Below are 13,471 nucleotides of genomic sequence, written 5' to 3' on the forward strand. Positions count from 1 at the left end.
TCCTCTCTTCAGACGGGATCGGCGACCCGCAGCGCGGCCGCCTGCTGCCAGTCCTCCAGTGCCCAGCGGCGCAGCAGCAGCGCCTCCTCCCACCGATCCGACAGCTCCTCGCCATTGGCGTCGGTGATGGCGTAGTCGCGCGGGCCGAGCTCGCACAGGAAGACGCAGTCGGCCGCCGCGGGGTTGCGCGCCTGCCAGGATGCGAAGCCGCGCCGCCACCAGTCGCGGAACACCTCGATCCATGGCCGGTGCTGCGGGAAATGCAGCGGCAGCTGCACCTGGCAGCGATTGGCGACGCGACCCTGGAAGGAATCCGAGCGCTCCAGCAAGCGCGCGACATGAGCCTGATATTCGGCGCTGATCGGCAGCATCATCTCGCGGTCGACGACATAATGCGAGAGGTCGGCGGCGAGCCGCAGGTCGGGGATGGCGTCGAGCAGCAGCAGCGTCGCGAACATGTCGTTGGTGATGCAGTTGCGGTGCGTCTCGAACTGAAGCGGCACGCCCTCCTCGCGGCCGATCCGCATCCATGCCTCGATCACCGGCACCATCTCGGCCACCGACAGCGGCATCACCTGGCCGATGACGATGACGAAGGGCGAGCCGATGTCCTTGGCGAGATGCAGCGCCGGACGCAGTTCCTCGATCGAGCGCGGAAAGGCGGTGAGCAGCCCGGCGAGCCCGGTGCGGGCGAATTCCGGGACGGTTGCCCGCGCGGCCTCGATGTCCATGGCGCCGAGGTCGATCGCCATGCCGTCGAAGCCGGCTGCCTTCACCCGTTCGAAGTGCTCGGCGACCGGCCGTTCCGGGATGCCGGGACGGCGCAGCTCGGTGGCCCAGAGCGATTGGTAGATCCTGAGCGACATGGTTCAGGCCTGCTTCACGCGGCCCGGACGCGGGGCCACCGGTTCGAGATCGGTATCGTCCATGATCCAGATCTTGTCGTCGGGGTAATCCGCCTCGGTGCGCCCGTTCCAGAATGCCTTGATCACCGCCAGCTGGAAGCCGAGATAGGTCATCGAATGCGGCTTGCGCCCCTTCTCGACGAAGATGGTGCGGTGCAGGTCGGGCAGCCGGTGGAACGGCACGGCGGGAAAGGCGTGGTGGGCGGTGTGGAACTGCATGTTCCAGCACATCCACCGCATGATCGCGTTGGTGCGGGTGGTGCGGGTATTCTCGCTGATCTGGTCGACATGCGGCAGGCCGAGATGCTCGATGGTGTTCTGCAACTGGTGCACCGGCTTCATCACCAGCATCGGCAGCAGCCAGAGCTTCACCGCGATCCAGCTGCCCGCGAGCACCGAAAGCGCGGCGATGAGCGCGTAGCCGGCGAGGTGCCAGCGTGCCTCGCGGATCACCCTGGGGTGCTGGTCGGCGGGGATGTAGGTCTCGCTGACGATGCCCAGCGAGAAGCGGATGACACGGCGGATGCGCGTGTACCAATAGGTCGGGCCGAGCACCCACAGCAGGTAGGAGAGCATGGAGTAGCGCTCGCGGCCCAGCTCGCCGTCGCCTTCCCAATCCTGCGTGTAACGGTGATGGGCGAAGTGCTGGATCTGGTCGAAGTCGCGCGGGTAGATCAGCACGAAGCCGAACAGCCGGCCGAAGATCTCGTTGAGCTTCTTGGTCCTGAAGACCGTCGAGTGGCTCATCTCGTGCTGGCCGGCATAGAGGAAATTGATGAGCACGCCGTGGGCGATGAAGAACGGCACCGCCCACCAGCCGCCCCAGAAATACCAGAGTCCCGCGCCGGTGATCGCCAGCGCGCCGAGATGGCTGCCGAGCTGGACGAAGCCCGACACGTCCGATTTCACGCTCAGCTCCTTGAGCCGCACCGGGCTGATCATGTCCTTGCGGCCGAAAACCTCATCCATCTCATTCCTCCTCGAATTCGGGGCGACGCTGGAGCGCCATGCGGAGCAGCAGGATCAGCGTGGTGACGACGATGAGCACCACGGATATGGCGGCGATCGCCGGGTCCACATTGTCGCGCAGCCCCATCCACATCAGGCGCGGCAGGGTGATCGCGTCGACGCTGGTGATGAACAGCGTGACGCCGATCTCTTCCCAGGACAGGACGAAGACCAGCAGGGCGGCGGTGGCCACGCCGAAGCCGATATTGGGCAGGATGACGTGGACGATGCGCTGCATGACGGTGGCGCCGAGCCCGCGCGCGGCGAGGTCGATGCGCCGGTCCACCTGCGCCAGCGCGACCAGCACCATCACCACCGCGAAGGGCACGGTCATCACGATATGCGCCACGGTGACGCCGACGACGCTGTCGAAGCCGACGGCCTGCGAGAGCTGCGACAGGCCGGTCAGCAGGAAATACAGCGTCATCGCCGAGACCACCGGCGGCACGATCATCGGCAGCAGCACGAAGCCGACCAGCAGCTGCGAGAAGCGCGGCTGCAGCATCCAGATGCCCAGCGCGAAGCTGGTGGCGAGCGTCGTCGAGACGAGGCTGGTGAGGAGGCCGATCTTGGTGCTGAGCACAATGGCACTCAGCCAGTCGGGATCCTCGATCAGCTGCCGGTAATGGGTGAGCGAGAGGCTGCCCTGCGGCATGGAGAGCATACGGCCAGGCGTGAAGGAGATCGGCACCACGGCCAGCAGCGGCAGCAGCAGGAAGAGGCCGACCAGCAGGGCAAGGGCAAGAGCGAGCGGACCGGGGCGCTGGATCTTCATTTCCCGCTCCCTGTCAGCGCGAGGGCGGCGAAGCGCGACAGCAGGGCCATCAGCGCCGCGACGATGAGGACCAGGGCGACGCTGATCGCCGCCCCCAGCCCCCAGTCCGGGCTCTGGAACATTCTGAGATAGACGAGTTCCGCCACCATGATGGAGCGCCCGCCACCGAGAATGGCCGGGGTGACGAAGAAGCCGAGGCTGAACACGAAGACGATCAGCGTCGCGCCGATGACACCGGGCAACGTCAGCGGCAGGAACACAGACCAGAAGATGCGTAGGCGCGAGGCGCCCATGCCGCGCGCAGCGAGCAGCACGCGCTCGTCCACCGCGCGCATCGCCGAGGCCAGCGGTAGCACCGCGAAGGGGATGAGCACATGCACCATGCCGGCGATCACGCTCGGCTCGTTGCGCACCAGCGCCAGCGGGCTGTCGATGAGGCCGAGCGCCTGCATCCAGCTGTTGAACAGGCCCCGATTGGACAACAGCGCCAGCCAGCCGAAGGCACGGGTCAGCAGCGAGATCCAGAACGGCACGAAGATGCAGATCTCGAGGATGCGCCGCTGCAGGCGCGAGCCGCGCACCCAGACATAGGTGATGGCATAGGCGGCGGCGACCGCGACGACGGTGACGACGAGGCAGATGCGGAAGGTGCGCAGGAACACCGAAAGCACCAGCGGATCGCCGACGAGGCGCTGATACTGGCCGGTACCGAGTTCCGGCAGCGTGACGCTCCACAGCGCGACGCCGAGGAACGGCAGGGCATAGGCGCACGCCAGGAACAGCACCAAAGGTGCCGTCAGGGCGAGAGCGGGCCAGAGTGCCGAGCGATTGCGCATCATCATGCCGGTTCGGGTACAGGTTCGGGTGGTCGGTGCTGTGTTCCCGCTCCTGAACTGGGAGCGGGCACTTGCTGTTGCCTCCCCACCGGGGAGGGCTCCTTGCTAATCCCTCTCCCCGTTGGGGAGAGGGAGAAAAAGACGGCCCTCCCTCAACGGGGAAGAGAGACCCTCCGCCACGCCGCTACGCCGAGATCACCTTGGTGAACTCGTCGAGCGCCGCGCCGTAATTGTCGGCGTACCAGGGCATGTCGAGCGCGACCTGGCTCTTCATATTGGCCGGATCGACCGGGTTGTAGCGCTTCTGGTCGGCCGGGATGAGCGCATCGGTGGCCGGATTGGCCGGCCCCTGACCGAGCATCTCGAACATGACCAGCTGACGCTCGGGCACCGAGGTCGAGGCGATGAACTTCATCGCGTTCTCCTTGCCGCCGGGATTGTTCTTGATCACCGCCAGCGCGCCGGGCGAGAGCAGGCCCTGGTTCCAGGTGAACTTCACCTGCCCGCCGGAATCCTTCTCGATCAGCGAGGCGCGGGTCGACCAGATCAGCCCCATCGCGGCGTCGCCGCCCAGCATGAGCTGCTGGCTCTCGGCGCCGCCGCCCCAATAGGCGGCGACATCGGGCTTCAGCGCCGCGATCTTCTCATGGGCGCGCTTGAGATCGAGCGGGTACAGCTTGTCGGGCGCCACGCCGTCCGCCAGCAGCGCCGCCTCCCACATGCCGGCGCCCCATTTGTACATGGTGCGCTTGCCTGGATATTTCTTCACGTCGAAGAAATCGGCCATGCTGGTCGGCGGGTTGGCGCCGAACTTCTGCGCGTCATAGGCGATGACGTAGGAGAAGAAATAGGTCGAGGCGGCGTATTCCCAGTCGAAGCCCGGCCGCATCTTCGACTTGTCGACGACCTTGTAGTCGATCGGCTCGATCATGCCCTGCTTGCCCAGCGAGATCGCCGAGAACGGATCGGCGTCGACGAGGTCCCAGGTCGGCTTGCCGCTCTTGAACTGCGCCGCGATGGCGCCCTCGGTCGGGCCGGTGCCGTCCTCCTTGACGACGATGCCGGTCTCCTTCTCGAAGGGCTGGCCATAGGCCTTGTCATAGGCCTTCAGCGCATCGCCGCCCCAATTGACGAGGACGAGCTGGCGCACCTGCGCCAGCGCCTCGGGCGAGCGCATGAGCAGCGGCGCGCCGCCGAAGACCAGCGCGGCGAGCTGGGCGAAGCGGCGGCGACTGATTTCGCCCCGGGCCGCCCTGGCCGCGAGGATGTCGAGGCAGTCTTTCTGGAATGCATCGTTCACGGCGTGCTCCTGCTGTTTTCAGCTTTGCTCTGGAAGAAGGAAGCCATTGTCGAAGGACCATGTGACCCACACGTCCGGGCCGCGGGCGAGGACGCGGCCGGCGACCTCGCTGGGCAGCGTCACGGTCAGCGGCGTGCCGCTGCGCGTGGCGAAGGCGAGGCGCATGGCCGCGCCGAGATAAGTGGTATTGGCCAGCCGCGCCGCGACGCCGTTGCCCTCCGACGGCGGTTCCGCGCTGACCGACATGTGCTCCGGCCGCACCGCCAGCATGGCGCGGCCGCCGACATGCTCGTGCCGCGGGGCCCGCAGCCGCATGCCCTCGAACAGGCCGCTGGTTCCGAGCGAGCAATGGCCGACCTCGGCCACCGGCAGCAGATTGATCTCGCCGAGGAACTCCGCGACGAAACGGCTCTGCGGCCGCTCGTAGATGTCGCGCGGGGCGCCGGCCTGCAGCAGCCGCCCATTGTTGAAGATGGCAATGCGCGAGGACAGCGACAGCGCCTCGCTCTGGTCGTGGGTGACGAAGACGAAGGTGGTGCCGAACTCGCCGTGCAGGCGCGCCACCTCCTCCTGCATCCGTCCGCGCAAATGCTTGTCGAGCGCCGAGAACGGTTCGTCGAGCAGCAGTACCGGAGGCTCGAACACCAAAGCGCGGGCCAGCGCCACGCGCTGCTGCTGGCCACCGGACAGCATGGCCGGCCGCTTCTTCTCGTGCCCGACCAGCCCGACGCGCGCGATGATCGCGTCGACCCGGCGGGCGATCTCCTCGCGCCCCACGCCGCGCACCTGCAGCGGGAAGGCGATGTTCTGGGCGACGCTCTTGTGGGGAAACAGCGCATAGCCCTGGAAGACCATGCCGAAGGAGCGATCCTCGGCGCGGCTGTTGGTGATGTCGATCCCGTCGCTGAGCAACCGGCCGGTGCTCGCCGCCTGGAAGCCGGCCAGCAGCATGAGGAAGGTGGTCTTTCCCGAGCCGGATGGCCCGAGCAACGTCAGGAACTCGCCGGGCGCGATGTCGAGCGAGATGTCCCTCAGCGCCTCGAAATGGCCGAAGGACTTCCCGATCCCGATCGCCTGTATCCCGACCGCCCGCGTGGTCACGTTCGAATGCGCGCTCCCTCAGACTAGAGGGATGCTAACTTCGCGATTTCCTCACCTCAAATGAAGATTTTTTCTCCTTTCGGAAAAAATCCTTCACCCCAATGTTTCACTGTTGTGCACATTGAGGCGCAGCCTATCGATGCAGCACCGGCGTGGTCTGCGCGACCCGCGATTTGAGCCAGCCGGCGAAGGCCTGTATCGCCGGATTGCCCTCGCGCTCGCGTTCGGTGACGAAGTAATAGGCTCGGGCCGAGCGCACAGCGAGATCGAAGGGACGCACGAGGCGCCCCATGTCGAGCAGGTGCCGGCAGACGAAATTGTCGCCGATCGCAATGCCCTGCCCGGAGATCGCGGCGGCGAGCACGAGGTTCATGTCGGAAAAGACCACGCCGCGGTCGATGCGCGGCCCCACGATGCCGGCGGCCGCGAACCAGTTGAGCCAGTCGCCCAGCCCGTCGAGATGCAGCAGCACGGCCCGGAACATGTCGACCGGCTCGGTGAGCCCGCCAAGCTGGTTGAGCAGGATCGGGCTGCACACCGGCATGAAATCGACGGCGCTGATCAACTCCACCGAGTGGCGCGGCCACTCGCCGTCGCCATAGGCGATGAAGACGTCGACCCCCGGCGTCTCGACATCGTCGAGCCGCTGCGGCGTCACGATGCGCAGGCTGACATCGGGATAGAGGCGCTTGAACTCGGCGACATGCGAGCACAGCCAGAAGGAGGCGAAACCCGGTGTCGAGCTGACGGTGAGCGCGCCCCTCAGCACGCCCCTGTCGACATATTGCACGGCAGCGTCGGCGAGCACCGTCAGGGCCCTGCGGACATCGGCCGCGTAGCGCTTGCCCTGCGGCGTGAGCGCCACGCCCTTGCCGGCTCGCTCCAGCAGCGCGAAGCCGAGGTCCTGTTCCAGGAAGCGCAACTGATGGCTGACGGCGCTGCGGGTGATGTTCAGCTCCGCCGCCGCCTGCCAGACAGTGCCGTGCCGGGCGAAGGCCTCGAGCGCGCGCAGGGCTTGGGTGGATGGCAGCCGCATGGAATACTCGTCTCGGCCTGCGGCGCTGGCGGCCGCATCGGAATCTGGGAAAGGCTCGTGTCATCGGAGCGATCAACCTCGCCGGCGTCAAGGAAGCTCTGCCCCCTGCCCTTCGCTCCCGACAGAGAGGACCGGATCATCGCCGGCCTCGCGCTTTCCGCGACGCATCGGCATGGCCGGCGCCGCCGACACCTTCCTCGCGGGAGATCGAGGAGAGTGATCGGGCCCGTGACCGCCTGCGGGGCACCAGATGAGGGCCGTTTCCCCGGATCGCGCGACCTCGCCCCTCCACGTGGTTCGGGACAAATTCTGACCCAAATTCGAGTGGTATTTGCGGACCTCGATGCCACCACTGCAACGATTTACGATGCGTCAGGCTGATTAAAAAGGCGGAATACGGCTTGAAGGACCATAATGCTTCTTATCGCGAAACCGTCCCCTTCTGGCTGGAAGGCGAAGCGATACAGAATTTCGGCGACTTCCTGACAGTTTATCTGATGAGAAAACTGTTCTTGCGTACGCCGCGCCTGCCGGGAGACATCCGCGTCATCGGAAGCTGTCTCGACGACTATTTCGTGAAACAGGCCAGGGAGCGCATCGCCGACTCCGAACTGCCCCACGGCAAGCCGCTCTCCGTTTGGGGAGCCGGATTGCGCCGGCCCGGCGGGCTCGACAAGGAACGCGGCGATGTCGACATTCGCGCGGTGCGCGGCCCGCTCACCGTGAGCGAGCTCGGCCTCGGGGCGGATTTTCCGATCGGCGATCCCGGGCTGCTGCTCCCTGCCCTCTATTCCCCGAAGACGAGCACACGATTTGCCGGCCGGACGCTGTGCGTCCCGCATTTCCACGACAAGCGCACCGATGCCGATCTGCTGACGGCCTCCGGGGCGGAGCTGATCCTGCGTCCGAACGTGCCGAACTCGATCACCGAAGTCGAGGCCTTCATCGACGCGCTGACCTCGGCGCGCTTCGTCATCTGCGGTTCGCTGCATGCGGCCATCGTCGCCGTCGCCTACAAGGTGCCGTTCGCCTTCTGGGAAAGCGGTTGCGTCGATCTTCCGTTCAAATGGCATGACTTCGCCGCATCCGTCGGCATCGACTGCGTTTTCTGCCCCGATGTCGCGGAAGGCGAGCGCACCTATGCGAACGCGATCAGCCCCCGCCTGCGCATCCCGGAGCTTTGGGACCTGCTCGCCGTCGCACCGTTTCCGATCCGGCCGGAGGCGTTGATAAGCATCCTCGCGCATTTCTCCGCCGACCCCGGCACCAGCACCTTGCCGGAGATCGCCAGGATCTTCGCGCGGCGACGGCATCGGCTGGAGGAAATCGTCGGCGATGCCGAGACGTTGCTGAACGATTTCCACGAGCGCAATCTCGATATCGCCGAGAAGCAGGACGAACAGGCCCGGCACCAGGAAAGACGAAGCCGGGAATTCAGCAAATACAAGACCTTGCTACAGAATTCCGAGACGGCACTCGAGGCGGAGCGACAGGAAAGCCAGCTGCGCATCGCTGTGCTGAAGGAAAAGAGCCGGACGAGGCTGAAGGCGGCGCGCCGGGACAACCAGCAGCGCGTCGCCGCGATGAGAGCGGCCGGCGACCGGCTGGCGCAGGAACTGATGCGCAGCTATTCGAACCCGTTGCGGCCGCTGCGAAAGGGGCTCGAACGGTTCCTGCTACGCTTCGTCCTGCTGTTGAGCCCGATATTGCCGGGGCGCAGCCTCCGCTCGCTCCGGCATGCCGCCGCCAAGCGCAAACCGCTCCGCTTTCGTCAGCAATGGGAAGAGGCCTGCGGCCTCCCCGGCCCGTCGCAGGCGCAAGGCCCTGTCTCCGCGACGGCCTTCGGAGCCACGCCGCCGGCCACCGAGGTGCGGCTTCTGGACGGCGTCACGCTGCCGGTCCATGTGCCGGGTTCAGCCGATCCGATCGTGTCGATCATCATTCCGACCTACGGGCAGGTCGACTACACGATCAACTGCGTGGCGGCGCTGGCCGCCTGCCCGCCCACGGGCGCCTTCGAGGTGATCGTCATGGACGATGCCTATCCCGGCCCCGAGGCCGCGCGGCTCGAGACGGCATTCGAGGGCGTGCGGCTCGTCCGCAACGAGAGCAACAGGGGCTTCCTGCACACCTGCAATGCGGCGGCGGGAATGGCCAGGGGGCGCTATCTGTTCTTCCTGAACAACGACACGCAGCTCCAGCCGGGGGCGATCGACGCGCTGGTCGATCTGCTCGACGCCGACCCGGCCGTGGGAATGACCGGGTCGAAGCTGATCTATCCCGACGGCACCCTTCAGGAGGCCGGCGGCCTCATCTGGCGCGATGGAACCGGCTGGAACCTCGGACGCGGAAGCGATCCCCGCCGTCCCGAATATAATTACCGCCGCGAGGCCGACTACATTTCCGGTGCGGCCATCATGGTGCGGGCGGAGCTCTTCGCGCGGCTCGGCGGTTTCGACAAGGCCTATGAGCCCGCCTATTGCGAGGATTCCGACCTCGCCTTCCGCATCCGCGAAGCCGGCTTCTCCGTGGTCTATGAACCGAGGTCCGAGGTCGTTCATTTCGAGGGAAAATCGCACGGCACCGATGTCGGAACCGGCGTGAAGGCCTACCAGCTCGCCAACAGCAAACGCCTCCACCAGCGCTGGAAGGAGGTGCTGATGCGCGACGGCTTCGACGGGCCGCAGGACCTGCTGCGCGCCCGCGACCGCGCGCGGCATCGGCGGGTCATTCTTGTCATCGATCACTATGTGCCCGAGCCCGATCGCGATGCCGGCTCACGGACCATCATGAGGATTCTCGAAAGCCTGCGCGCCGACGACTGGGTCGTGAAGTTCTGGCCGCAGAACCGTCGCTATTCCCCGACCTACACGCCGCCGCTCCAGGACATGGGCATCGAGGTGCTGGATTCGCGCTGGCCGGGCAGCTTTCAGGACTGGATCGCCGAGAACGGCCATGCCCTCGACCATGTGCTGACGAGCCGCCCGTCGGTGGCGCCGGAATTTCTCGACGACGTCATCCGCAACAGCGATGCCCATCTCAGCTATTACGGGCACGACCTGCACTTCCTCAGAATGCGGCGGCAGGCCGAATCCACCGGAGATGCCGGGCTGCTCAACGATGCCGAAGCCATGGAGGAACTCGAGAAGAGCCTCTGGCACCGCGTCGACACCGTTCTCTATCCCTCGAACATCGAGACAAGCCTCGTCCGGCAGGCGGTTCCCGGCACCAATGCCCACACGATCGTGCCCTATTGCTTCGACGCGTTCGAAGCCCGGACCGAGCCGGTCCGCAACCACACGCTTCTGTTCGTCGGAGGCTTCGCCCATGCGCCGAACATCGATGCGGCCGAGTTTCTGGTGCGGGATGTCATGCCGCTCGTCTGGCTGAAGAACCCCGATGCGCGCCTGCTCCTCGTCGGTTCGCACCCGACGGATGCGGTCAAGGCGCTCGCCGGCGACCGTGTCGAAGTGACCGGCTGGGTGAGCGACGAGGCACTGTGGCAACATTACCGGGCGGCGCGCGCGGCGGTCATTCCGCTGCGCTTCGGCGCCGGCATCAAGAGCAAGGTGGTCGAGGCCCTGAGCCTGGGCGTGCCGCTGGTGACGACGCCCATCGGAACCGAGGGGCTCCCCGGTCTTGAGGATATCGTCAATGTCCGCGAGGACGCAGGCGCACTCGCCGCCAGCCTCGTGCGGCTGCTCGAGGACGATGCGCTGTGGATGGAGATCTCGGCCGGCGAAACCGCCTATGCCGAGCGGCATTTTTCCCGGCGTGCCCTGGCGCACTCGCTGCTCGGAGCCCTGGGCTAGGCCCGGCCGGCCGGAGGGTGGCGTCACGGCCATGACCTCTGGCCCGCCGGAATGGCCCGGCGTCGGATCTCAGCTGCCGGACGGGGGCGAGGTCGGCGTCGGTGTGGCACCCGTCTCCCCCCTTCCGGCCGGGCTCCTTCCCGACAGGTCGCCGGTGATCAATCGTGCCGCCCGCTGGCGCGTCACGTAGTTCCACAGCCAGTTCATCGCCACCGCGAAGCGGTTGCGGGCCCCGACAAGAAAATAGACGTGGACGAGGCCCCAGAACACCCAGCCGAGGAAGCCGGTCAGCTGCAGCCGGCCCAGCTTCACCACCGCGGCGTTGCGGCCGATGGTGGCGAGATCGCCGGCATGGCGATAGCGGAACGGGCCCGGCGCCGGTCGCCCGGCGACACGCGCCGCGATGACCGATGCCACATGATCGCCCATCTGCTTGGCCGCCGGGGCGATGCCGGGGATGGGTCCGAGTTCCGGCGGCGGCGCCGAGGTATCGCCGATCACGAAGATCTCCGGCGCTCCCGGCACGGCGAGATCCGGGCCGACCCGGCAGCGCCCGGCGCGGTCCATCTCCACGCCGAGCCATTGCGCCGCCGCCGAGGCGCGCACGCCCGCCGCCCAGATCTTGGTCGAGGCATCGATGCGCTCCCCGCCCGCGAGCGTGACGTGATCGGCGCCGCAATCCACCACCGCCCGGCCGGTCAGCACCTCGACGCCCATCGCCTCGAGCCGCTGGTGGGTATAGGTGGAGAGCTCGGGCGGAAAGGCCGGCAGCAGCCGTTCGCCGGCCTCGATGAGCAGGATGCGCGCCGTGCGCGGGTCGACATTCTTGAAGTCGGGCGCGAGCGAATGGCGCGCCACCTCGGCGATGGCGCCGGCAAGCTCTACGCCGGTCGGGCCGCCGCCGATGATCACGAAGGTGAGCAGCCGGCGGCGTATCTCCTCGTCGTCCGTCGCCTCCGCCCGCTCGAAGGCGACGAGAATGGAGCGGCGCAAATTCGTCGCGTCCTCGATGTCCTTCAGCCCCGGGGCGTAAGGGGCCCAATCGTCATGGCCGAAATAGGAATGGGTGGCCCCGGTCGCCAGCACCAGGAAATCATAGGGGATGGTGCCGCGGTCGGTGAGCAGGAGGCGCGCCGCGCGGTCCACGCCCTCCACCTGCGCCATCAGCATGGTGATGTTGTCCTGCCGGGACAAGATGTGCCGCACCGGCCAGGCGATGTCCGCCGGCGACAGCACCGCCGTCGCCACCTGATACAGCAACGGCTGGAAGCAATGGTAATTGTGCCTGTCGACCAGGGTGACGTCGACCGGCGCCCCGGCGAGCCCACGCGCCACCTGCAGCCCGCCGAAGCCGGCGCCGGCGATTACGATCCTGGGATGCTCCGATCCTGCCATGTCTGCCTCTGCTATCGGGGACCGAGCGGTTGTCGACCGATCTCGGATCGGCTGTTTCTTCTCCGCGCCGGATTGCTTGTTCCCCAATCAGGATTGCGCCGCCGTGCATGCGCGGCGCTTCAGGGGAGTGCCATGCAACTCGAGGCACATTCTACCCATTTCGAGCGGTGACGTCGCTCATTTGCCGACGGCCGTGCCCGGCTCGACCTGCGCTATTAGCGCGCTCCCACATGCGGTGTGATGGTCGGCGCATCGGCGCGGAATCATCCGCGGCGGATCATTCCTCGGCCGCTGCGGTGCGGATCAGCGAACCGAGCATGCCCTTGCGCTTGGCCTCGTAGTAATAGCCCCGGGCATAGAGCATCACCGCCCGCGTCTCGTCGCGGCCCGCGACCCGATAGGCGTTGGCGAGATAGGCGGCCGCGTAGGCCATGTTGGTGTCGGCGTCGAGAAGGTCCTTCGGCGCGCCACGGAAGCCGAGGGCACGGGCGGTGTCGACGCGGATCTGCATCAATCCCCAATAGGGGCCGTGGCGCCGGCTCGGGTCGAATTTGCTCTCCCGCCAAGCCACGCGGCGTACCAGCCGCGCGGGAACATCGAAGCGCTCGGCGTAGCGCACGATCAACGCCTCGATGCGCGGGGGCGCGCGTTCGGACGAGAGACGGCCCGTGACAGGCTCAGGCGCGTCGTCGATGGGCGCGGCGGCGTCCTCCGCCGGAGCGTTGACGTCCTCGCCGCCGGCGGCGTCGCCCGACAGCGGCGGCTCCTCCGGCATGGCCTCTTCGGGCGGGGCCATGGCCAGCGCGGTGCGCGGCAGCGGCGCGGCGAGCCGCTTGGGCGGCAGCGGCACCAGTGACGCCATGACGACTACGGGCCTTTCGGCGAGGCGCTTGGGCGGCAGGGGGATGGGCGAAGGGATCGCGGCGGAAAGAGCCGCCTCGCCCGATGGATGAGCCGGCGGCGGTACCGCGATCTCCCGCTGGAAGACCCCGACCTCGGAGACGGCCTGCGCCCGGACCACGAACCTTCCGGCAGGCAACGCCCCATGCGGCGGGTCGGTCAGCCATCCGGCGTAGGACGAAGCGACCAGACCCGAGGAATCCCGAACGACCGGTGCCAGCAAGACGACCGGCATGGCGCCATCGAGGAAGGGCGAGACCAGTTGCGGCACATATGCGGATAACGGTTCCGCCAAAGCGGCCGGAACCGGCGCAACCGGCTTCGGCGCATCCGCGGCCCATACCGACGGTGCCGCGAGAAACGGGCTACAGACGACCGCAGCCGCCTGCGCGAACACCGCGGC

The 13,471-nt window shown here is 67.2% G+C and carries 10 protein-coding genes; 1 reads left to right on the forward strand and 9 read right to left on the reverse strand.

The genetic code is table 11. The features are described 5' to 3' along the window. Window positions 1-8: 8 nt before the first annotated feature. From KHC19_RS06615 to KHC19_RS06645, 7 genes are all read right to left on the reverse strand, one after another. Window positions 9-866, reverse strand: a complete 858-nt coding sequence (locus tag KHC19_RS06615) for a sugar phosphate isomerase/epimerase family protein (protein ID WP_213351556.1) — start codon at window positions 864-866, stop codon at window positions 9-11. Window positions 867-869: 3 nt separating this feature from the next. After that, entirely contained in the window at window positions 870-1,874 is a 1,005-nt protein-coding gene (locus KHC19_RS06620; protein ID WP_213351557.1) for a fatty acid desaturase, read from the reverse strand. A gap of 1 nt (window position 1,875) precedes the next feature. After that, entirely contained in the window at window positions 1,876-2,688 is an 813-nt protein-coding gene (locus KHC19_RS06625) for an ABC transporter permease (RefSeq protein WP_213351558.1), read from the reverse strand. Further along, complete coding sequence (locus tag KHC19_RS06630; RefSeq protein WP_213351757.1) at window positions 2,685-3,524, reverse strand: ABC transporter permease; 840 nt, start codon at window positions 3,522-3,524, stop codon at window positions 2,685-2,687. Before KHC19_RS06630 ends, KHC19_RS06625 begins: the two co-directional genes overlap by 4 nt. A gap of 184 nt (window positions 3,525-3,708) precedes the next feature. Then, a complete protein-coding gene (locus tag KHC19_RS06635; protein WP_213351559.1) occupies window positions 3,709-4,824 on the reverse strand; it encodes an ABC transporter substrate-binding protein in 1,116 nt (371 codons plus the stop codon). An 18-nt stretch (window positions 4,825-4,842) separates the two neighbouring features. Beyond that, window positions 4,843-5,925 carry an ABC transporter ATP-binding protein gene (locus KHC19_RS06640; protein WP_213351560.1) on the reverse strand — a complete coding sequence of 361 codons (1,083 nt, stop codon included), beginning with the start codon at window positions 5,923-5,925 and terminating at the stop codon, window positions 4,843-4,845. Window positions 5,926-6,058: 133 nt separating this feature from the next. Further along, a complete protein-coding gene (locus KHC19_RS06645) occupies window positions 6,059-6,961 on the reverse strand; it encodes a LysR substrate-binding domain-containing protein (protein ID WP_213351561.1) in 903 nt (300 codons plus the stop codon). A gap of 497 nt (window positions 6,962-7,458) precedes the next feature. On the opposite strand from KHC19_RS06645, the gene KHC19_RS06650 reads away from it, so the two are divergent. Continuing rightward, complete coding sequence (locus KHC19_RS06650) at window positions 7,459-10,773, forward strand: glycosyltransferase (protein WP_213351562.1); 3,315 nt, start codon at window positions 7,459-7,461, stop codon at window positions 10,771-10,773. A 69-nt stretch (window positions 10,774-10,842) separates the two neighbouring features. On the opposite strand, the gene KHC19_RS06655 is transcribed toward KHC19_RS06650, so the two are convergent. Beyond that, complete coding sequence (locus KHC19_RS06655; RefSeq protein ID WP_213351563.1) at window positions 10,843-12,168, reverse strand: NAD(P)/FAD-dependent oxidoreductase; 1,326 nt, start codon at window positions 12,166-12,168, stop codon at window positions 10,843-10,845. A gap of 277 nt (window positions 12,169-12,445) precedes the next feature. Continuing rightward, window positions 12,446-13,465 carry a transglycosylase SLT domain-containing protein gene (locus tag KHC19_RS06660; RefSeq protein WP_343207666.1) on the reverse strand — a complete coding sequence of 340 codons (1,020 nt, stop codon included), beginning with the start codon at window positions 13,463-13,465 and terminating at the stop codon, window positions 12,446-12,448. Window positions 13,466-13,471: the final 6 nt, after the last annotated feature.

It is taken from the genome of Ancylobacter oerskovii, from assembly GCF_018390555.1.
Lineage (GTDB): Bacteria > Pseudomonadota > Alphaproteobacteria > Rhizobiales > Xanthobacteraceae > Ancylobacter > Ancylobacter oerskovii.